This window comes from Streptomyces sp. UC4497 (assembly GCF_054871485.1).
Genome location: NZ_JBTYHB010000012.1, coordinates 32,380 through 51,842, shown reverse-complemented (window position 1 = coordinate 51,842; position 19,463 = coordinate 32,380). Strand labels below are relative to the sequence as shown.

Annotated in this window: 22 protein-coding genes; all 22 read right to left on the bottom strand. The window is 70.8% G+C overall.

The window, feature by feature from the left end; translation table 11 throughout:
- Positions 1-13 precede the first annotated feature (13 nt).
- Positions 14-3,811, bottom strand: a complete 3,798-nt coding sequence (locus tag ACYSUO_RS18715) for a hypothetical protein (RefSeq protein ID WP_461777274.1) — start codon at positions 3,809-3,811, stop codon at positions 14-16.
- 3 nt (positions 3,812-3,814) lie between these two features.
- Positions 3,815-6,118 (bottom strand): hypothetical protein, encoded by a 2,304-nt coding sequence (locus ACYSUO_RS18710; protein WP_461777273.1) that lies wholly within the window; start codon positions 6,116-6,118, stop codon positions 3,815-3,817.
- Positions 6,119-6,322: 204 nt separating this feature from the next.
- Positions 6,323-6,826 carry a DUF7426 family protein gene (locus ACYSUO_RS18705; protein WP_461777272.1) on the bottom strand — a complete coding sequence of 168 codons (504 nt, stop codon included), beginning with the start codon at positions 6,824-6,826 and terminating at the stop codon, positions 6,323-6,325.
- A complete protein-coding gene (locus tag ACYSUO_RS18700) occupies positions 6,826-7,296 on the bottom strand; it encodes a phage tail tube protein (RefSeq protein WP_461777271.1) in 471 nt (156 codons plus the stop codon). The genes ACYSUO_RS18705 and ACYSUO_RS18700 overlap by 1 nt, the downstream gene beginning before the upstream one ends.
- A gap of 12 nt (positions 7,297-7,308) precedes the next feature.
- The gene (locus ACYSUO_RS18695; RefSeq protein ID WP_461777270.1) at positions 7,309-7,740 is read right to left on the bottom strand and encodes a minor capsid protein; all 432 of its coding nucleotides are present in this window, start codon (positions 7,738-7,740) and stop codon (positions 7,309-7,311) included.
- A gap of 58 nt (positions 7,741-7,798) precedes the next feature.
- Positions 7,799-8,149: a minor capsid protein gene (locus tag ACYSUO_RS18690; RefSeq protein ID WP_461777269.1), complete on the bottom strand. Its 351-nt coding sequence runs from the start codon at positions 8,147-8,149 to the stop codon at positions 7,799-7,801.
- Positions 8,146-8,460 (bottom strand): hypothetical protein, encoded by a 315-nt coding sequence (locus ACYSUO_RS18685; RefSeq protein ID WP_461777268.1) that lies wholly within the window; start codon positions 8,458-8,460, stop codon positions 8,146-8,148. The genes ACYSUO_RS18690 and ACYSUO_RS18685 overlap by 4 nt, the downstream gene beginning before the upstream one ends.
- Complete coding sequence (locus ACYSUO_RS18680; RefSeq protein WP_461777267.1) at positions 8,454-8,873, bottom strand: hypothetical protein; 420 nt, start codon at positions 8,871-8,873, stop codon at positions 8,454-8,456. Before ACYSUO_RS18680 ends, ACYSUO_RS18685 begins: the two co-directional genes overlap by 7 nt.
- A 9-nt stretch (positions 8,874-8,882) precedes the next feature.
- Positions 8,883-9,389 carry a hypothetical protein gene (locus ACYSUO_RS18675; RefSeq protein ID WP_461777266.1) on the bottom strand — a complete coding sequence of 169 codons (507 nt, stop codon included), beginning with the start codon at positions 9,387-9,389 and terminating at the stop codon, positions 8,883-8,885.
- Positions 9,389-9,697 carry a hypothetical protein gene (locus ACYSUO_RS18670; protein WP_461777265.1) on the bottom strand — a complete coding sequence of 103 codons (309 nt, stop codon included), beginning with the start codon at positions 9,695-9,697 and terminating at the stop codon, positions 9,389-9,391. Before ACYSUO_RS18670 ends, ACYSUO_RS18675 begins: the two co-directional genes overlap by 1 nt.
- A gap of 22 nt (positions 9,698-9,719) precedes the next feature.
- Positions 9,720-10,664, bottom strand: a complete 945-nt coding sequence (locus tag ACYSUO_RS18665; RefSeq protein WP_461777264.1) for an SU10 major capsid protein — start codon at positions 10,662-10,664, stop codon at positions 9,720-9,722.
- A gap of 48 nt (positions 10,665-10,712) precedes the next feature.
- Positions 10,713-11,462, bottom strand: coding sequence for a hypothetical protein (locus ACYSUO_RS18660; RefSeq protein ID WP_461777263.1), 750 nt, complete (start codon positions 11,460-11,462; stop codon positions 10,713-10,715).
- 285 nt (positions 11,463-11,747) lie between these two features.
- Positions 11,748-12,887, bottom strand: coding sequence for a phage minor capsid protein (locus ACYSUO_RS18655; RefSeq protein WP_461777262.1), 1,140 nt, complete (start codon positions 12,885-12,887; stop codon positions 11,748-11,750).
- A gap of 3 nt (positions 12,888-12,890) precedes the next feature.
- Positions 12,891-14,471 carry a phage portal protein gene (locus ACYSUO_RS18650; protein WP_461777261.1) on the bottom strand — a complete coding sequence of 527 codons (1,581 nt, stop codon included), beginning with the start codon at positions 14,469-14,471 and terminating at the stop codon, positions 12,891-12,893.
- Complete coding sequence (locus ACYSUO_RS18645) at positions 14,452-14,631, bottom strand: hypothetical protein (protein WP_461777260.1); 180 nt, start codon at positions 14,629-14,631, stop codon at positions 14,452-14,454. Before ACYSUO_RS18645 ends, ACYSUO_RS18650 begins: the two co-directional genes overlap by 20 nt.
- Complete coding sequence (locus tag ACYSUO_RS18640; RefSeq protein WP_461777259.1) at positions 14,628-15,905, bottom strand: PBSX family phage terminase large subunit; 1,278 nt, start codon at positions 15,903-15,905, stop codon at positions 14,628-14,630. The genes ACYSUO_RS18645 and ACYSUO_RS18640 overlap by 4 nt, the downstream gene beginning before the upstream one ends.
- The gene (locus tag ACYSUO_RS18635) at positions 15,892-16,443 is read right to left on the bottom strand and encodes a helix-turn-helix domain-containing protein (protein WP_461777258.1); all 552 of its coding nucleotides are present in this window, start codon (positions 16,441-16,443) and stop codon (positions 15,892-15,894) included. Before ACYSUO_RS18635 ends, ACYSUO_RS18640 begins: the two co-directional genes overlap by 14 nt.
- 171 nt (positions 16,444-16,614) lie before the next feature.
- Positions 16,615-16,758: a hypothetical protein gene (locus ACYSUO_RS18630; RefSeq protein ID WP_461777257.1), complete on the bottom strand. Its 144-nt coding sequence runs from the start codon at positions 16,756-16,758 to the stop codon at positions 16,615-16,617.
- A gap of 132 nt (positions 16,759-16,890) precedes the next feature.
- The gene (locus ACYSUO_RS18625; RefSeq protein WP_461777256.1) at positions 16,891-17,502 is read right to left on the bottom strand and encodes a hypothetical protein; all 612 of its coding nucleotides are present in this window, start codon (positions 17,500-17,502) and stop codon (positions 16,891-16,893) included.
- On the bottom strand, positions 17,499-18,011 hold the full coding sequence (locus ACYSUO_RS18620) for a hypothetical protein (RefSeq protein WP_461777255.1): 513 nt from the start codon (positions 18,009-18,011) through the stop codon (positions 17,499-17,501). Before ACYSUO_RS18620 ends, ACYSUO_RS18625 begins: the two co-directional genes overlap by 4 nt.
- Entirely contained in the window at positions 18,008-18,571 is a 564-nt protein-coding gene (locus ACYSUO_RS18615; protein ID WP_461777254.1) for a hypothetical protein, read from the bottom strand. The genes ACYSUO_RS18620 and ACYSUO_RS18615 overlap by 4 nt, the downstream gene beginning before the upstream one ends.
- Complete coding sequence (locus ACYSUO_RS18610) at positions 18,571-19,407, bottom strand: protein transporter Sec31 (RefSeq protein ID WP_461777253.1); 837 nt, start codon at positions 19,405-19,407, stop codon at positions 18,571-18,573. The genes ACYSUO_RS18615 and ACYSUO_RS18610 overlap by 1 nt, the downstream gene beginning before the upstream one ends.
- Positions 19,408-19,463: the final 56 nt, after the last annotated feature.

Sequence of the window (19,463 nt, the reverse complement as noted above, 5' to 3'; positions counted from 1 at the left end):
GGGTCGTCCTCCTCTACAGGGATGCGATCGCCGGATGGGCGAGGGCCAACGCGGTGCGGGCCGCGTGGGGCTTGTTGACGCCGTTGACGGATCGGGTGACTGTGAACGTCTGGCTGTCCGTGATCTGGAAGTCGTCGTAAGCGATCGTCACCGGCAGGGCGTTGGTGTTCGTGTTGCTGATGTAGGACCGGAGCCCGACACCGCCAGAGGCGGGGACCAGGGGATCCGAATCCGTGGCTTCCACGTGCCACACGGCAGGCTCCGGTGAGCCGTCCTTCCAGGCGCGCGCCATCAGCGCACTGCCCTCCACCCTGAAGCGGATCCAGTAGGGCGTACCGGGTTCGTGTGACAGCGTCGTTGACGCCGTCGCCAGAAGAGTCTCTGCTGGCGTGCGTTTGCGGAGCGAGAGCTGGGCCACGCCGCCGGTAGAGACGTACAGCCGCGCGAAGTAAAAGCTGGCCAGCGCCGGGTCCGTCCTGGCCAGGAAGTAGACGTACACGCCGTCACCCGTGGGTGTGAAAGGCACCGCGACACGGAGCATGACCTCCACGTCGACCAGCACCACCGAGTTGAGCGCAGTGACCCGGAAAAGGTTCCTGGTCGTCGCCAGGTGCCGGGCTGCGGTGCCGTTCACGTCGTAGTCCGTGGCAACCGTGCCACCCGATGCGGTCCAGGCCTGGCCCGAGTCGGCCACGCCCCAGCCGCCCGTGACGGAGCGGGTGAAGGTGTCGGCGACTACGGGTGCAGGGCCGAGCAGCACGGGCGCCCACACGTACAGCACTTCGCCCGCGGAGGCGGGCACGAAGCGTGGGCGTACACGAGCGCGGGACGCCGCGGGGGCCGTCACCGTTGCGGACACGTACGTCCAGGTCGCTGCGGGAATGATCACGGACGGGGCCGGCGACGAGGATTGGAACGTGCCGGCCGCGTTGTACCAGGACACCGTGGGCCGGACATCCGTCCCGGTCGGGCTGTACGCCCAGAAACCCGTCCGGTAGGTCGCCCCCGCGGTGACGGCGTCCACGGCGGTGAGCGGGCCGACACCTCCCGCCCACAGCGTGCCTGTGGCCGTGATCGCCAACGCGGCCGTGGCGCCCGCCTTGGGAGGAAGAGGGGCCGTGACTCTGTCGAGCGTGGACGAATCGACGAGCCAGCCGGAGATGGTCGGATCGAACGTCGCCGGGCCGGACAAGACTCGTCCGACGGCTTTGACCGTGACGACTTCACCGCCCACCTGCACGTCAAACGGCAACTCTGCCTGGTCTTCGGTCCATTGCGGGCCCGCCGTCGTGCGCACCGCCAAGGTGGTGTCCACCGCCGTGGCCGGCCCCGCCAACATCGAGCCGTCCGTGTTCGCCTTCCCATAGACCGGGTGGTCGGCCTTCGCGGTCATCCACGGGCCGCCCGGCTCGCACGGCAGCGTCACCGTCCACGTGCGCGGCAGGAGCGTCTCGGACAGGCCGGTGATGAGGAGATCCACCGGCCCGTACGCCACCCACGGCGGAAGGTTGACGATGCGGAGGATGTCGCCCTCACGCAGCCCGAGCACGGTGTCGATCAGTTCCGGGTGCTTGTGCAGCCGGATCGTCACCGCCGGATACCGCGCCCCGTCGTACGTGCCCAGATGGAGCCGCCACGGGGCGATGTACTCCAGCTGCACATCGTCATTGACGTTCAGCGTGACCGACTCGTCGTACAGGCCGATCCCGGCCGGCGGAGCCTGCACCGACAGCGGGCCCTCCTCGAGGAGGGAGCGCGCCGAGCTGCCGCCCGTTCTGGTGACGGTGATGTCATTGCGGGTCGCATCGTCGTCGTCCGTCGGCTCCAGCGACCCCGCCGCGATGTGCCCGGCCGCGTAGTCGAGGACGAGCGCGGGCTCCTGCGTGTAGAGGCTGGAGCGGTCGCGGTAGAGGAGGCCGAGGCGGTCGCGGGACTCGACGAGCATGCCGCCGTCGGCGTCCGCAGCCTCCTGGAGCAGGGAGAGGAGCGTCTCCGGGCGCTGCGGGCCCACACGCTGCGGGGCGAGTGGCCCGGCGATCCGGGACACAGGGATCGCCTCCTCCAACGCCAGGCGCTGGATTCGGGCCCACGCGGTCTCGCCCGCGTAGCCGTCGTCGGATCCGGTGTAGAGGCTGTTGGCTGCGGTGGGCAGGACGGACAGGTGCCCGATGCCCCATCCGGCCATGGCCTCCGTCCAGGTCGCTGTCACGGCGGTCACGTGGCCTGTGGTGCCGGTGATGGTGCTGCCGTAGCCGCCTGCGTCGCCGCCGACGTCCTGGAAGTCCAAGCGCCACTCGACGCTGCCGGCGCCGTTGTCGCGGGCCCACAGGCGCAGCCGCACCCACCCGTGGAACACATCGGAGTTCACGCTGATCGACCTGAAGATGACGTCCTCGCCTGACGAGTTGAACCCGAAGACCCGAACGTCGGCGTTCTGCATGCCGATCACCCAACGGCGAACCGTGCCCGTCGTGGACACGCTGATCAGTTCGTGGTGCACGTCCGAGGCGGGCGGTGGCTTGTCGTCGGCGTTGTAGACGAGCTCGACCTGCCACTCGCCGCGGTCCGCGTGCGCGGGCACGATCGCGGACAGAGTCCCGCCCGCGGAGATCTTCGGCAGCGCCTTGGACGAGGGCAGCGTGTCGAGAGCGCCGAACTCCACCCCAGTCAGCGCGGCCGGGCGCACGCCGAGGATCGGCGAGTAGGCGCGGGTCGCCTCGCGGTCCTCCTCCATCGGCCAGTACGCGATCGGCCTCCCGGACGGGATGCGGCGGCGCAAAGTGGAGTCGAGAGCCTTGGCGCCCTGGCCGTAGCGGCGGAGGATGCCCGCCGCCTGCACGGGTGTCCACACGTCCGCTCCGCTGGGCACCCACTTCTGCGGCCATGAGGCGATCTCGCCGACGAACAGTTCACGCCTGTCCGCCACGGTGGCGGACCCCGAGAACGACCAGGTACGGCCCGCGGAGTCAATGAACGCGCCCGCTCCTACGGGGCGTTGCGTGAAGTCCGGGGCGGCGACGAGCGTGCCGTCGATGCCGGCGCGGACCTGTGCCGCGTAGACCCGGCCTTCCAGGGCGCGGCGAGGCGGCGACGTGTTCAGTTCGGTCGGGGCGATCGTCAGGGGTGCCGTGCCCGCGTAGATGGTGACCGGGCTGTCGTTGACCGAGTAGTCGGCGCTGATCTGCGTCCACGGCCCGGCCAGGGACTCAGCCCAGTAGTGCCGGAACGTGTAGCCGCCCGCAGGCGTCGTGGTGTCGATCGTGGCGCGCAGGGCCGCGCGTCGTGGCAGTGCGGGCAACGGTCGTCCGGCCCACGGCCCGGTGACACCGTCCCGGGAGACGTGCAGGAACAGCGCGCCGTCCTGAATCCGCAGGTGGTAGGAGCGGTTGCCTGCCTCACCCCACTTGCCGATCAGCATGGTGGCCCCGGGCCCGTACCAGTTCGCCTCGCCCTCCCAACGCAGGTCGAGGCTGCCGGTGATGTCGAGCGCCGCGACGTCCGGAGTGGAGGCGTAGGAGGCCGGGTCGCCGTCGAGGTCGAGGAAGTGCCCACCGCCCGGCAGCGACAGACGTACGGGCGTGTTGCGCCCGATGAGCCCGTAGTACGGACCTACCGGGTTACGCGGGCTGTACTTCCCGTCGCGGTTGTTGATGGTCAGCGGCACCGACGCAGGCTCTGCGGTGGTGCCGCCCGACCGGATGCCGCGCGTGTGCGTGATCGCATCGCGGGTGTAGACGTCACCGGTGATGTTCGTCCACTGCCCGGCCTTGATCTCGACGCGCAGCCCCAACGGGTCCTCGGGAAAAGCCACGGGTCACCCCCTTCCGAGGACGGTCTGAACGTTGCCGCCGCGTACCTTCACGAAGTCGCGGATGAGGGTGGCGAGCAGCTCGTCGGCCGCGCTGCCCCCGGTATCAACCCGGAGCGTGATCGCGGACGAGCCACCTCCTCCGGAGGCGCCAGCCACTGCTCCGCCCATTGAGGCGGCCATCGCCGCGGACGGGGATGGGGTGTTGACGAGGCCCGCCATGGTCTTGTCCAGGACGCCCGCGTTGGCCTCGGCGCCCTGCGCGATACCGGCCGGGATCCAGTGGCCGATCTGGTCGGCCATGAGGCGGCTCGGGGAGGCGATCCCGAGCGCCTTGGCGATCGGCCCGGGAATCATCGACTTCGCGAAGCCGATCAGCTTGTCCTTGAGCCAACCGCCCATGCGTGAGACCCCGTTGTAGAGGCCTCGGATCAAGTCGCGTCCCTTGTCAGCGAGTAGATCCTTCAGGCTGCCGATGGCCCGGGAGATCCGGCCGGGCAGCCCGCGCACCCACGCGATCATGGAGTTGACCTTGTCGGACGCCATCTGACGGAACGCCTGGAACGAACGGGACGCCCAGCCGCGCAGGGTGCCGAGGAGCCCGGAGACGGCGGCGCCGACCCGGCCCGGGAGCCCGGCCAGCCAAACGACCATCTCGGCCATCTTCTGCACGGCCCAGTCCTTGGCCTGCCCGAACCAGGCGCCGATCTTGCCGGGGATCTGGCCGAGCCACTCGATCGCGCCGAGCACCCAGTTGACCGCGGCCATGACCGCGGCCACGACGGCGTTCCAGGCCGCGACCGTCCACGCGCGGACCGTGTCCCAGTTCGCGATGACGAGCGCGACCAGGGCGATCACAGCGGCGATGATCCAGCCGATCGGCCCCATCGCGATCAGCCACTGCGCGGCCATCACGGCAGCCCACACCACGGCGCGGGCCGCCATCATGACGAACTGCGCCACAGCCACCGCAGCAGTCCGGATCATCTGCGCGGCGAACGTCGCCATGGACCTCAACGCGGCCCCCGCCCACGCCGCGGCCGTACGCGCGGCCGAGGCGACCGCGGCCGCCGCAATACGCGCGTAGGCAGCGAGCCCGGCCGCCATCATCCGCGCCCACCCGGCGATCGCCGCGTACGTGGACGACGCCATCAGCCGGTTCGCCACGGCAACCGCCGCACTGCCGGCCGCCCACAGCTTCATCGCGATCACGACGGCCGTGATCGTCGTCGCGAGGACGGACAGCACTCCCGGCGGCAGCGCGTTGATGATCCGCGCCAGCGCGAGCGCCACCTGCGTCGTGATCCCGATCAGCGGGCCCAACGCCACCAGCAAGTTGCCCGCGGCCATCGCGAGTTCGCCGAGCATCTGCCCGCCCTGGCGGGCCAGTTCGAGGAACTGCGCGAACCCCTCCGAACCCTGGAGGGACGTGCCCCAGTTGGCGAAGGCCTCGCTCATCGAGACCAGTCCGCCGGTCATGCCGGCCGACACGGGCAGGAACGCCTGGAGGAGCCCGCCGAAGCCGATCGCCAGGTTCTTGATGACGGACAGGAAGTTGCTCAGTGCGGGCCCGGCCGCCGATGCCATGTCGGCCGCCCACTGCTTGAACCCGGCCGACTTGACGCCGACCGAGACCTCGTCGAGGAACCCGCCGATCGCGTCGGCTGCGGCCTTCACGAACGGGGTCAGCGTCGGCAGCAGGTCCCGCAGGATCTCGATGCCCTTGGTGACCAGCGGCATCGTGGTGCTGCTCAGCCCGTCGGACCACGCCTTGTAGTCCGACTTCAGGCCGATGAACGCCTTCGCCGCTCCCCGTGTCGCGGGTGGGAGGTCGGCGAGCGCGTCGGTGTACGCCTTCTGCTTCTCGGCCGCGTCCGCAGCTCCCTCGGCGGCCGCCTTCTCTGCCTCCTCGGCGAGCTTGGCGACATCGGTCACCGCGGTCATCTGCGGGCCCACAGCGAGCGAGAAGGCCTTCACCGCGATGCCCGCCGCGACCGCCCCGGCGGCAAGGCCCATGAGTCCCGTGGTGACGGCGGCGACCGCGGGCAGGCCCACGCCGATGCCGGCCACCGCGGGTGCCAACTTCTTCAGCGCGTCGACCGCCATCCGCGCGCCGTTGCCGACCTGGTAGGCGAGGTTTTGCCCCATGCCCCGCGAGCTCGTCGCGAACTGGCCGTCGAGCGTGCGGAGCTGCCCGTTCACGTCGCGCGTCAGGCCGCGCATCGCGAGCTGAGCGCGGGTCATAGACCGCGTGAACGGGCCTTCGTCCGCCCGCAGGCCGGCGACCAGGTCACCGAGATGCAGCGCCACGTCGTACCCCCTTGGGTTGCTTGGGTTCGGGAGGTGCGAAGCGGCGCGCGAGACGGGACTCGGCGGACAGCAGGCCGACGATGCGCAGGCGCAGCCAACGCCAGGTGCGCTCGCGCATCAGGCCCGGGGCGTTGAGGTCGATGCCGTAGACCTCGTGGAGGTCGCACTCGATGAGGGCCCACTCGCCGAGGAGGGAGCCCCAGGTCAGGTCTTCGCGGCCTTGCGGGCGCGGCTGGTAGCCCTCTGGCCGCTCGTACCACTCGTAGAGCCCCGTCGCTTCGTCGTACTCACCGCAGCCGATGAGGCCCGGCGAGCCGCCCGGTTCGGGGCCAGACGAGAAGGGTCGCCGTCGGCCTCCCAATACTGTTCGGCGACGTCGAGCCCGGCAGTGATCCACATGACGGCGGTCATCGCCACATGCCGGAAGCGGCCCCAGTTCAGGTCGGCCGCGCGCAGCTCCTCGTAGGCGGTGCCGAGCGCGACCTGGAACAGGTCGAGTTCGGCGTCGTCGTCGAGTACCTCGGTGTCCTCCGGGGCGCCCCCGGCGGCGAGGCGGCGGGCCTTCTCCATGAGGTGCTGCACCCGCAGGCCGTCCTCGGCGGTCGGGGCCGGGATGCGGAACTCGCGCACGGTGCCGTCGGGGCAGCGCACGGGCAGGGTGAGCGCGTCGTCCTGGAACTCCTCCAGGACCTTGAACGATCCGGCCATCAGGGGCTCACCGGGTTCGTGATCGGCGTGAGCGGGCCCGTGCCGGTGAACGTCACCTGCACTTGGTCGAGGTCGGTGGCCTCGCCGCCCTGCGGCTCCCACTCCGGCAGGCCCTTGCCCTCGTACGCCTCGGGCAGGCCGTTGCGGTCGAAGAACCTCAGGTGGACCTTGGAGGCGTCGCCGTAGGCGAAGAACGCGGTACGGATCTTCTCGTGGACCACCGAGTACGTGGTGTTGTCCGGGGACGCCTTCCGGTTGAAGGTGACCTCGACTTCCCACGATTGCCCCGTCTTGGTGTTCTCGGCCCAACCGTCGGTGTCGTACGAGGTGTCGTCCTCGTGGTTGGGCTCGGCCGTCCACGCGAACTCCGTGACAGCCGGGCACAGTTGCCAGTTCGGGCTGGCCTCCGTGCCCATGTTGATCTCCAGGCGCCAGCGGCGCGCCAGAGCGGTCTCGGTCGGCGTCGACATGACGCAGCCTCCCTATTCGTACAGGTGAGATCCGGGGCGCGTCGCCCGGAGGTAGTAGTTCGCCGAGATCTCCTGACGGCCGTGGACGTCCTGGCCCATGGGGGCCTGTGACTGGCGCCAGATCAGGGCGACTTGGATCCCGCCGAGGACCAGGCCCCGGCGGTTGTGGAGCAGGTCGAACACGTCCTCGGCCAGCTGCTCGACGAGGCGCGGATCGCGGCCCTGGCGCATGCGCACCTGAATGCCGGTGACCGCGTCGGTCAGGTCGGTGTCCTCGACCGGGTAGGGGGTCAGGCAGACCAGCCCGTCGGGGGTGTCCGGCATGATCGCGACCGTGATGCCGGTCTCGCCGGTGGTGTAGATCCCGTTCGGCCGGTAGACGGCGAGGCCCGCGCCCGCGATCAGCGAGGCGAGGCCCTCCGTGAGCGCGTTGGTGTAGCCCACCGAGCACCTCCGGGCATGCGAAAACCCCCGCGTAGGGCGGGGGTTCGGGGTGGGTGGGTCAGCCGCGCAGCCAGCGGCGCAGCGGTACGGCCATCAGCCGCAGCATCACGTCCCGCTCGGTATTCATCGGCTGTTCCAGGTACTTCGCCTGCCGGCCCGGCAGGTGCTTCCAGGTCAGTTCCTCGTGCTGGCGGACCGCATAGACGGTGTCGTACGAGATCACGCCGTTGAGGCCGTCCACGTCGACCCGGCCCGAGCGGCGCAGCGTGCCCTCGTCGAGGGGTACGAGCTTGTCCGCCTCGCCGAGGGTGTGCTCCAGGGCGCGTTGCAGCCCCTCGGAGGCCAGACGCCGGCCGCGGGCGCCCCACAGCCGTCCGCCCTGCCAGTTCATGCGCGCGTACTGCGTCACTGGAGCTGCACCTCCAGATGATCGGGGGTGGGCAGGTTCCCGCCGTCGCGCTGGTAGGCGGCGATGACGGTGGTGGTCCGGCCCGAGGGCAGGGTCACCCGCGAGCGGGCCGGGCACACCGCGTCCGGGAGGGCGTACGCGGTGCTCGTCGAGGTGACGTCCTCGCCGCCGGGGCTGCGGACCATTCGGGTCTGCTCGTCGAGGAAGCACCGCACCGTGACCGGAGCGGCGTACGAGGGCCCGTAGGGTCCTTCGCCCTGCCACGCCTCCACGGTCACCTCGTGTTGGAGGAGGAAGGCGGGGATCAGCACTGGACCACCTCGCCGAGGCGGAACAGGTCCGAGGTCAGGTCGGGTGTGCGGAGCGCTTCGAGGGCGGCCTCGGCGACCGTGCGGCCCGTCGAGGAGCCTCCGGCCCCGGACGACGAGCCGGGCCCGGACAGACTGACGGACCCGATCTTCACCGAGCCCCACTGTCCGGCCGTGCCCAGCTCGTCGCCGGTTTCCGCCCACCACTGCACCTGCGCGCAGACCGCATCGGCGAAGGCCTCCCGCACGACCGTGTTCGCCGGGTAGCCGTCGCCGTCCGCCTCGTACCAGCACAGCCGGAACACCTCGGAGTCGAGGAACCGGCTCGCGCGGCCGAGGCGGGCGTCGATGTCCGCCGGGACCGTTTGCCCGGTGTACGTCGCGTACTGCGCCGAGGTGGCGTAGCTCCGGGCCATGGCCACCCCCTACGCGGACGAGCCGACGATGACGATGTCGTACGAGACCGTGCTGCCCGCACCCGAGTTGGCGATCTTGAGCAGGTCAGCGGTGCCGGCCGTGACCGCATACGCGGTGGTGTCGGCCGGGCCCGCCATCGCCCCGACCGAGGCGCCCGGCCGCAGCGTCAGCGTGCCCGTCGCGGACAGGAGCGTCGCCCACGCGTTCGTTGCGGCCCCGACGACGACGTTGTTGGTGTTCGCCGCCGCGGCGCTGATGAACAGGCCTTTGACCCGCACGAAGGTGATCGTGGCCCCGAAGGCGTCCAGGAGCACGCCTGCCAGGTCGAGATCCTCTGTCGCGGACGCGGCCAGGGTGCGCCGGTCGTGGAACACCCGGTCGGCCTTGCCCGCGCCGGTGCCGTCGTTGAGCTGGACGGCACGCCGGAAGGCCAGCCCATCGCGCGCCGTCGTGAGGTCCAGCGCCTTGGACAGGTCGACCGAGGCGGCCATGGACAGGGAAGCGGACATGGGCATCAGGAGTCACCTCCGTCCGCGTACCGCGCGGCCAGCTCGTCGCGGGTCGCCTTCTCGGCCTCCGCCTCGTCCAGGCCCTGGCCGACGGCGTACGCCTTCCAGTCCGCCTTGGACGCCGACTTGGCCGGCCGGACGTCCACCTCTTCGGGCTCGTCCGCCTCGATGGTGATGCCGTACGCGGACGCGATCTCCGCGACCGCATCGGCCTGTTCCGCTGTCGCCTCCGCCACGCCGTCCGTGAACTTCACGGGCCCGGCCGAGGTGTTCACCTGCATCGTCGGATGCTTCTCGCACCGCAGCGCAATCATGATCGGTACCCCTTTCCCGGGCCTACAGAAGGCCGGTGATCTTGCCGTGGGTGCGCTCGTTGCCGAAGTTCAGGCCGACCTCGCCGTACAACTGCGTGCGGTCCTTCGCGCCGGTCCGCGCGAGCGGCTCGGCGAAGAAGTGCCCCTTGCCCGGGATCTCCTGGTACACCGGCATGCACTGCTCCAGCGAGACGACCGCGATCTGATCGGCGGGCATGTGCCGGTCGAGCATGATGTTGAGCGAGCCGAAGTCGGTCTCGATGGTCTGGACACGGACACCGCCGACCGTGCGGCTGGTCTCCTGGTAGTTCTTGTCCGTGACGAACAGCTTCGTCAGCACCCGCTTCTGCTTGCTGTTCGTGAGCAGCGTCGCCGTCTCCGACTCCTGGATGCCGCCGTTGTCCCACACCATCTGGAGCAGGTCGAGGATGGCGTTCTCGGTGAGCGCGGCGGCCGGCGCGTTCGCCACGACGTTGGTCGCGATCGCCGAGAGGATGCCTCGGGTCTTGCGCGCGGTCGTGTTGTCCGCGGGCTTCGCGTACGTGCCCTGAATGAAGCTGAACTCGATGTCGCGAACCATCTGCTTCAGCATCTGCTCGACCTGCCAGTCGAGTTCGTTCGTGATCGGGTTCGTCTCGGAGTTGTTGATGCCGGCCTTCACCTGCGTCGCCGCGAGCTTCGTGTAGGACACGCCCACGGTCTCGTGGTGAATCTGCACGATGTTGGACACGTTGGCCCGCACGCGCTCGCTCTCGGCCGGCGCCTCCGCGCCTTCGAGCTTGGTGTTCTGTGCGGCCGCGCGCAGGTCGAAGGTCTGCCACTCGAACTCGATCGAGTTGGTCTGCCCGCCGCCCGTGAGGCCGCCGACTGCCGAGAAGAAGGGCGTATCCGACGGGGTGAGCTGGTGCAGGATCCCGGTGTAGTTCGGGAGGTTGTACGTGGTGCCGAGGGCGGTGATACCGGCCATGGCCACTCTCCTTAGGTGTGATGGGGCGCGGCCACGAGCCGGGCCCTGCTACTGCTGTCCCGCCTCGACGGCGGCCAGCTTGCTGTTCTCCAGCTGCATCACGCGCCGCCAGTTGCCGTCGGCCTTGGCCTGCGCGATCTGCTTGTCGAGGGATGCCGCCTGGTCACCGGAGCCGCCCGAGCCCATGTCGCCGCCCGAGCGGCCGGGGCCGCGCGGGGCGAGCTTGGAGAACTTGGTGACTGCGGACTTGATGGCGGGGACGTTGACCTCGCCGTCCTCACCGACGAAGCGCGAGACGTCGATGTACTCGGCGGCGTCGCCGAGGTCGATGCCCGCGGCGGCGACCGCTGCCCGGAACTCGGCGGCGGCGAGCTTCTGGCCGTACTCCGTGGCGGCGGCCGTGCGGCCCTTCGCCTCGGCCTCGGCGACCGCCTTCTCCTGCTCCGTCATCTGGGAGGCCTTGAGCGTGGCGAGTTCATCCTGCGCCTGCTTGTTGGCCTTGGCGCGGTCCTCCCACTTGCGGGCCTCGGCCTTCCAGTCGGTGCCGTCGCCCGCCTCCGATCCGGACGCCCCGGATTCCTGTCCGGACTGCTGTCCGCCCTGGTCACCGGGCTGCCCGCCGGACGGGTCTCCGCCGGTTCCGGACTGGCTGGACTGCTCGGATCCGTTGGATCCGGAGCCGCCTTCGCCCTCGCCGCTGCCACCCGCGATGGCGTAGATCGGCGAGCCGTTGCGGCGATAGCCGAGCACCTCCATCGCGTGATGCGTCGCGGAAGGGTGCTTGAAAGGGTGCTGCATGGTGATCTCCCGTGCGGGATTGTCCGGCGGTCGCCGTGCGGCGGATGCCGGGAAGGGGTTTGTTCGACATGCCGCCTGTGCAGGACGGCCGTAGCGTCGGGGCATGAGCGAGGAGCGGCGAGACGTAGACCCGCCGGAGCCAGACGCCGACCCCGGCCCGTGCCGAGGCTGCGGGGAGCCTCGGCAGTGGCGATTGCAGACCAGCCGGAAGGCTGTGCCCAGTGGGCAGGTGAAGACTTGGGCGCCCACTTGCGTGAACGACTCGTGTTTCCTGCACGGAGCGCGTTAGCGGGCCGCGCCGATCTGCTCGCGCGGACGCTTCCGCGCCAGGCCCTTCTCGTCCGTGAGAGCACGGATACGGGCCTGATAGGCACGGACCTTGGCGTTCGCCGTGCGGCGCGCGCCCTCGTCCATGCCCGCCGCAGCCCTGCGCTTCCACGCGCGCACTTGGCGCTCGTAGTACCGCTGCCGCTGCGTGTCTTCGTACGTCGCACCTTGCGGATGCGGCGGAGTCTTCGGCCGGGTGGTGACGCCCGGCAGGTAGGCCGACAGCGCGTGCCGGCAGTTCGGATGGAACAGGCCCGCGGCGCGCGCCTCGATGAGCGAGCCCGCGACGTGCACCACGACCGTCTGCGTAGCCGCGAACAGGCGCTTCGGCTGGATCGCGTGCTCGACGCGCAGCGACCGCGGCCCCGACTCCGCGCCCAGGGACAGGACTTCGCCCTCCCACGGGGCGCACAGCGGGCACTCCAGCGGCGCATCCGACACGATGACCAGGCCCACGCCGATCTCCGCGAGGGCGTCGATGTGGCCCTCGACCGCTGCTCGGGCAGTCACGGAGCGGACGGCCATCTCCGCGTACGCGCCGAGCTCCCAGTTGCGGCCGGCCTTGTCGGTGAAGCCGGTCACGCCGCGCCGGGCGAACCGATTGAGTGCCTCCTGGCTGGCCTGCCGTCGGGTCATCGTGCCCAGCAGCGTGCCCGTGGAGACGCGGGTGACGATGTCGCGGAAGAAGTCCAGGACCGCTCGGGTGATGCGCGCGTACAGGGGCCGGGTGTCGGCGGCCCACGAGGCAGCGAGCCGGTCCACCGCCGGCGCGTTGGGCAGCTGCGCGCGGGCCTGAAGTTCCCGGCCGATGTCGAGCGCGCCGAGCTCGGCGACCGCGGCCTGCCTCCCCCGCCCGTACGCGGTGGCCAGCGCCTCCGCGACCGCCCCGTCCGCGTCGGTCTGGAGCGCCTGCGTGACCTCCTCGACCGCCTGCCGGAGGTCGCCGATGGACCGCAGCTTGATCTCCGCCCACAGCGGCGACTCCAGGCCGTCGGCGAGGGCCTGCCGGAGCTTGTCGATCAGTGTCAGCTCGGCGTCGTCGTACAGGGTGCGGATCGCGGCGGCGAGGTCCTCGGCCATGGCCGGTGATACGGGCATGGCCTACTCCTCCTGCTCGTCCTCCCCGGGGACGCCCGGAGGCTTCGGCGGACCGTCGGCCGGGTCTTCTGCGCCGGTGAGGAACGGGTCGGCGACCTCGCGGGCCTTGCCGAGCCGGTCGACCTCGGCCTGCACCTGGTCCTCGTCCCAGTCGGGGTGGATCATCTGCACGAGCGTCTCGTCCGAGGCTGCCTCGGCGCGGCGCAACAGCTCGGCCGTGGTGGCGAGTTCGGTCATGCCCTCGCTGATCGAGTCCTGGAACTCGACGCGCGGCGGCTCGACCTCCAGGTCCCCGACGCGGAACCGCGGGCCTGCCTCGACGGCGAGCAGCGCGGCGGCCCCGTCGGCGATGCCCGGGCCCCAGTACATGGACTTGCGTCCGCGCGTGCTCATCGAGCGGCGCTCGCGGGCCCGGATCTCCGTCGCGGTGACCGCGGCGCCGTCGCCCGTCTCCCCGAACGTGGACGCCGAGTAGCCGGCCTGCCGCACCGCCTGCTCCAGTAGCGCCTGGCAGGTGTTGCGGTGCTGCTCCACGCGGATCTCGAACTGGACGACGGTGAGCGGGTTCGGGTCGCCGGGCCTCTGGAGCATGTTGAGCCCGGAGTAGATCCGCCGTTCCTCGTCCCATGCCGCGCCCTGCCCGGGGCCGAGCGACTCCAGCATGGTGTTCGGGACGACGATGCGGCCCTTGCCGTTCTGCACGTCCCGCATCCACGACGAGTAGGTCTCGTCGAGGGAGTCCATCAAGGCCTCGATGCCCTGGAAGTCGGACTGCCCCCAGTACGCGGCGGACGGAATGTGTCTCCAGGCGCGCGCGGGGCGCACGTTGGGGACGTACGAGGCGGTGAGGTGGTCCGGGGCGCCCGTGTCGAGGCCGCCCTCCTCGTCGACCTCCGTGGCGAGGCCGGCTGTGGCCGGGTGCTCGGTGAGCGGGATCGCGTGGCCGAGCGCGGTAAGCGAGCCCTCGTAGAGCCCGTGGAAGATGCGACCGCGCTCGTGGCGCTCCAAGTGGCGCAGGATGCGGCGCGAGTCCTCGGTCTCGAGCACGGTCCAGAACGTCACCGCGGAGAGCCGCCCGTACCGGAACTCGGGGACGGCCCGGTCGGCGGCCACAGCGTCCAGCCACGGCCGGTCCGACACCTCCTCGTCCCAGACCACGCGCAGATACGCGCCGCCGAGCGCCGCGCACAGCTCGCCGGCCTCCAACAGGGTCGGTTGGAGGCCGGTGTTCATCAGCTCGTCGAGCCGGTCCTGCGTCGTCGTGTGCTCGGAGACGAGCTTGGGCGGCTCGGAGAACAGCAGCTCGGACGAGGTGCGGGCGATGTCCCCAGCGAGCGGCACGTGCAGCTTGGTGCGCTTCTCGCCCGCACTGGTGGGGTTGCCCCAAAACCATCGGGCGACCTTGCCGACGAGGCCGCCGCGGTGCTGCGCGGGCCGGTCGAGGGCCTCGCGGTAGCCGCGGCCCTGGTACCGGTTTTCGAGCCGGTCGGGATCGGCGGAATACCAGGCGTCCCAGTCGGCGAGCGCGGCCTGTACCTGGTGGTCGGTGGGCGGCCAGGGGGTGTCAGACGTCGGAAGCGGCATCGGGCACCTCCTCGTCGTCCATGGTCTTCTCGAACTCGTCGGCCAGATCGCGCATGAGCCTCGGGAGTTCCCTGCGCATCTCCGGCCACGTGTCGCCCTCGGCCTCGCCCACGACGGCCTCCGGCTGGCCCTTGGTACGAAGGATCACCTCGACCTTCACGCGGCCACCTCCAGGAGAGTCGGGATGTGCGGCCGCCACAGGGCCTCGGTCGTGCGCACCCCGTACCGCAGCGCGTCACAGGAGTGGTCATCGAGCTTGATCGGGGCGTCCTCGCCCTTCTCGGCCTTCTCGTCGTCCCAGGAGTAGCCGGGCAGCTCCTCGATCAGGCCGCGCGCGGAGGCGTGCACGCGCAGCCGGTCACCCGCGAACAGCGAGCCGACGGTGCGGATGCCGTCCAACACGGTGTTCTCGGCCGGGGTCACACCGGCCACGCCGTCGCGGTGCAGCTGCTCGATGTACGAGGCCGCCGACGGGTCCACGACCGTCCACTCCGGCTGCACGCCGAGGACGTTGGTCTGCGGCTGCGGAACCGCGGCGAGCCAGCGACGGCGGGCCTGGCTGTACTCGGCGTCGGTCATCTTGCGGCGCTCGGCGCGCGAGTCCCACCGGTACTCGGACACGACGTAGAGCCGCTGGTCGACGCCGAGGCCGATGAGCAGGTCCGCGTATGGGTTCGTCGTGCCGTAGTCGATCGCGTCGCACAGCCAGCGGGCGATGTGCGGGACCTCGGTGACGACGTGCCGCTCCTCGTCGAAGCTGTCGTAGATGGCGCCCTCGGCCTGCACCCAGTGCCCGAGGATGTTCCGCCGGTAGAACAGGCCCGTGTACGTGGCCTTGAGCGCGGCCACGTACTCGGGGTCGAGGAACGGGTTGTCGTCCAGGACGAAATGCCAAGAGCGCAGCCGTACGGCCTCGGCGCGCTTGAGGTACTCGCGGCGAGCCCAGTGCCCGGGGTTGTCCGGGTTGGTCGTCGCGAAAATCTTGGAGCCCTTGACCGAGCAGCGCGCGACGAGCTGGTCAAAGAACGTCCGCGGGATCGTCGTCAGCTCGTCCACGTAGGCGCCGGCGCACGTCATGCCGCGCACCTTCGGCTCGGCCTTGGCGTCGTTGGCGCCGATCACGTGGACGGGGCGGCCCATGATGTACGCGATCGGGGCGCCGTTGTTGTAGCGCACCTGGGAGGCGAGCGGCCCGAACAGGTCGGGGTTCATCAGCGGGCCGATGATGTTCCGGAACAGGGAGTCGCGGGTGCGGCCGACCATGACCAGCTCGCCGCCGCGCGGCGCGTTCGCTACGTAGATCAGCCAGCGGAGCAGTGACGCGACGGTCTTGCCCGAACGGACCGAGCCCTCCCACACGTTGATGCGGGACTCGGCCTCGACGATCGACACGACCTGCTTGCGGGACAGCGGCAGCGCATCAAGGAGACCCACCTTCCGCCTCCTCGTCGGCCCCCCGCTGCTCGTCGTACACCGCGGCGAGCCCGCTCATCAGCTTGCCGAGCATCGACCGGGCGTCATCGGCGCCGGTGTCGCTGTCGATCGCTTCGAGCTTCGCGGCCTGCGTGAGGTACTGGCTGGCCGCCGTGGCGAGAGAGCGTTCCTCGGGGCCGGGAACGTGGTCGAGGGTGGTGGTCTCGATGCCGTTGACCGTGGTCGCGGTGAACCGGTATCCGCTGGTCTCGTCGGCTTCGAGTCGGTCGAAGAGCCGCTCTGCGCGCGCGTAGGCGCGGTCGATGAGTGCGGCGCGGCGGGCCTTGGCGTCGATCTTGCGGGCTTCGGTGGCCACGGCGGTGGCGGTGCGGTCGAAGTCGAGGCCGAGTTCCTGCGCGATGAGGGTGACGGTGCGCGAGGATCGCTGGATCCGGCGGGCGATCTCGTTGCGGCCGAGGTTCTCGCCGTGGAGGCGGATGATCTCGGCGCGCTCCTCGTCGGTGACGAGAGTGCCCTTGGAGAACTTGGGCTGCGGCATGGTCATCACCTCCGGACATGCGAAAGGCCCGCACGTGGCGGGCCTGTTGTGTCCGGGCACGCCGGACGTGGGGCCAGTGTGCGACACGATCACTCGCGGCGCAACTACGGGCGTAGTGAGGCCCCGCCGTCACGGGGGTGTACGGCGGGGCCTTGGCTCAGTGTGGCTGAGCTACTTCTTCGGTGCACCCGGAACAGGCGCGTCCTTCTTCACCGGGTAGTAGCCGCCCTTCGATGCCTGGTACTTGGTGGTGTGCTTCGTGTCGGTCTCCGCACGCTTCGGGTCACGGATCGGCATGTTGTTGTTCAGTGCCATGATGGCGCTCCTGTCTCGTTCGGGATGGGAACCGGGGCGGCCGGCTAGCTGCCAGGCGGACGGCCGCCCCGGGGTAGATGACCGGGTAGATAGCCCGGTAGATGGCGGTAGATGTGCCGGTAGACCCGCAGGTCAGACGGCGGTAGACGGCGCGGTAGACGTCTCCTCGGCGGGATCCGGGGAAGGGGCCAGATCCGCGCGGCGGACGCCCCTCGTCGGGCCCCGCCCGCCGGCCTTCACCTTGGGGTGGACGGGGATGTTCAGGGCCTCCAACTGGGCGCGCAGATCGGACACCTGCCAGGAGGCTGTGAGGGCCTCGGTGTCGGGCCGCTTCTGGAGGTGGTCCAGGACCGTGGAGAGGTGCACTGCCGAGCCGCTCCCCATGAGGTCGAGGAGGAGGGCGCGCATCGTCTCCCCAGGGGCCTGCGCCGGGGCCGCTCCAGGGGCGGGCTGTTCGGGGGCGCGGCCGGCCTTCCACGCGGCCCGGCACCATAGCGTGGCGAGGAGGCCGAGGAGCCAGGGCAGCGTGCGGAGGATGGCGTACGCGAGGTAGGCGAGCAGGCCGACGAGGAGGAGCCGCAGGAGGGGGCCGAGGGCGGCCTGCCAGCCGGTGAGGTCGTCGCGGCGGCCCGCGCGGATCCACGCGGTGATCCGCGCGGTGCGGCGCTGGAAGACGAGGGCGCTGCCGCGGGCGAGGCGGTCCGCGGCGTGCGCGCGCACGGTACGGGTAACGAGGTGCTTCACAGCAGGCCCGCCCCCTCGACGCTGCTCCGGAGGATGGTGCCCGCCTGGTTGATCAGGCCGGGCAGCCAGTTCAGCAGCGAGGCGACGCCGGCGGTGAGGCACAGGCAGACGCCGCAGAACGTTCCTCCGACCATGCGCTTGCGCTCGTCCTTGCCTGCGGCCCGGAACGCGAAGATCGTTGCGCAGGTGAGCAGGAAGACGATCACGGCGCCCTCGGGTGTGAGCTGGCCGAGGTTCCCGTGCGTGATCGCGGCGTCGGACGTCTTGCCGGTGGCGGCCTGAACGCCCTTGCTGCCGCCTGTGTTGGCGATGCTCGCGGAGCATCCGGCGAGCCAGCCGAGGACTCCGCCCGCGCACATTGTCGACACGGAGCCGAGCAGCGAGCCGAGTCCGAAACTCTTGAGCTTGGCGGGGTCGCGGTCGCCCTTCCACCAGGGGCGCAGGTTCGCCCACAGGATGACGAGGACCGCGGCGACGCCCGCGAGCGTGAGGCCGGTGCTGCCGGTCATCGGTGGACTCCTGTGACGAAGGTGATCGGGTCGAACCAGTCGAGGACGCCGAGGGACCCGATCACGGAGGTGACCAGGGCGAGGCGCAGTAGCCAGCGACGTCGCTTGAGGTCGAGCAGGTACGTGACGGCGACGGCGAGGGCGGCGGCGGTGTAGGCGCCGCCGATCGTGTCGTCGCGCATCTCGTGCAGCACGCGGGCCCAACCGGTGGCCAGGGACCAGCCGCTGAAGAGAGGCAGGACGCTCACGGCCCCGGCGGTGAAGGTGCCCCAAGGGCGGAGCCACTGCCACAGCCACGACCAGTCGCGCCGCTCGCGGGGCGCTGCGTTCGGCTCGGGCTGCTTGGCCGGCCGCGGCGCGCGGGCGGGGCGCGGGGCGGGCTCGTCGGCGTTGCCGTCGAGGATGTCGTCGAGCCAGTCATGGGCGCGCGGCTCGAACCCTGCGGGCAGGTGCGCGGGAGCGGCCGGGAGTGGCTGCTCGTCGGCATCGGGCCCTACGCCTGCTCTGCGCAGGAGGAAACGAACTCGCTTCTCGTCAGCCCCGGGGCGGGTGTCGGTCATCAGCTGGCCAATCGGATGTAGCGCGAGACGGTTTCCTCGCGGGCGTTGGCGTCGGCGACCTTGCGGACGTAGGCGAGTACGCGGTCGGGCTCGCGGATTCCCGAGTCGAGGGCGGTCCGGACCGCGTCCTTCACGGTCATCGGGCCCGTGGCCGTCGGTTGCGGATTGGGGTCTGGATGAGGTCCGGACTGATCCGGAGCGTTGGATCCGCCGGGCTCCACGGTCCGGGCGCGCTGCTCCGCGTCGACGAGGGCCTCGCCGCGCAGGAGTTGGCGCCGCACGGGGATCATGGCGAGCTGTCCGTCGAGGGCGGCGCGTCGCTTCGCCACCCACTGCGCCGTACGCGGGTCGAGGGGGCGGGCGTGGGCGCGCATTGCGATCGTCCAACCGCCCTTGGCGAGCAGCGAGACGGCGGCCCCGGCCGCACCGACGGGCCACTGCCCGAAGTGCCGGCCGTGAACGAACACGGCGGCCATCGAAATGGCGAGCGCTACGTGCCCGGCTCGGCGGGCAAGGGCAGCGCGCTCGGGGTCGTAGCGGAGCAGCCACTCGACGCCCATGCACATGATCCAGGTGAGGTCGAAAGCGACGCCGGCCGCGTAGGCGACGGCAGTGATCGTCGCAAGGGAGAGGAGGTCGCCGATGCTCGCGGTCGTCCAGACCAGGGAGACGGTGACGAGCGCGCAGGCGATGGCGGTGACGCCGATGCGGACGATGCTGTCCCAGTCGCGGGGCGGGAGCGGCTCCTCGACGTCGTACTCGTCGAGGACGAGTTCGGTGTGGCCGTCGACGGTGTGCTCGACGAGCTGCTTACGGCGGACGGTTCGGGTCTTCACGGAGCTGCTCCAGGAAGCGAAGGTGGCCGGGCCCGCACCGGGGGTGAGGCGGGCCC

Excerpts from the sequence above, each read along its gene's own strand:
- ACYSUO_RS18705 (WP_461777272.1), bottom strand. The coding sequence starts at position 6,826 with ATGGCCGGATCGTTCAAGGTCCTGGAGGAGTTCCAGGACGACGCGCTC.
- ACYSUO_RS18700 (WP_461777271.1), bottom strand. The coding sequence starts at position 7,296 with ATGTCGACGCCGACCGAGACCGCTCTGGCGCGCCGCTGGCGCCTGGAG.
- ACYSUO_RS18680 (WP_461777267.1), bottom strand. The coding sequence starts at position 8,873 with ATGGCCCGGAGCTACGCCACCTCGGCGCAGTACGCGACGTACACCGGG.
- ACYSUO_RS18675 (WP_461777266.1), bottom strand. The coding sequence starts at position 9,389 with ATGCCCATGTCCGCTTCCCTGTCCATGGCCGCCTCGGTCGACCTGTCC.
- ACYSUO_RS18670 (WP_461777265.1), bottom strand. The coding sequence starts at position 9,697 with ATGATTGCGCTGCGGTGCGAGAAGCATCCGACGATGCAGGTGAACACC.
- ACYSUO_RS18665 (WP_461777264.1), bottom strand. The coding sequence starts at position 10,664 with ATGGCCGGTATCACCGCCCTCGGCACCACGTACAACCTCCCGAACTAC.
- ACYSUO_RS18660 (WP_461777263.1), bottom strand. The coding sequence starts at position 11,462 with ATGCAGCACCCTTTCAAGCACCCTTCCGCGACGCATCACGCGATGGAG.
- ACYSUO_RS18655 (WP_461777262.1), bottom strand. The coding sequence starts at position 12,887 with ATGCCCGTATCACCGGCCATGGCCGAGGACCTCGCCGCCGCGATCCGC.
- ACYSUO_RS18650 (WP_461777261.1), bottom strand. The coding sequence starts at position 14,471 with ATGCCGCTTCCGACGTCTGACACCCCCTGGCCGCCCACCGACCACCAG.
- ACYSUO_RS18635 (WP_461777258.1), bottom strand. The coding sequence starts at position 16,443 with ATGCCGCAGCCCAAGTTCTCCAAGGGCACTCTCGTCACCGACGAGGAG.
- ACYSUO_RS18630 (WP_461777257.1), bottom strand. The coding sequence starts at position 16,758 with ATGGCACTGAACAACAACATGCCGATCCGTGACCCGAAGCGTGCGGAG.
- ACYSUO_RS18620 (WP_461777255.1), bottom strand. The coding sequence starts at position 18,011 with ATGACCGGCAGCACCGGCCTCACGCTCGCGGGCGTCGCCGCGGTCCTC.
- ACYSUO_RS18615 (WP_461777254.1), bottom strand. The coding sequence starts at position 18,571 with ATGACCGACACCCGCCCCGGGGCTGACGAGAAGCGAGTTCGTTTCCTC.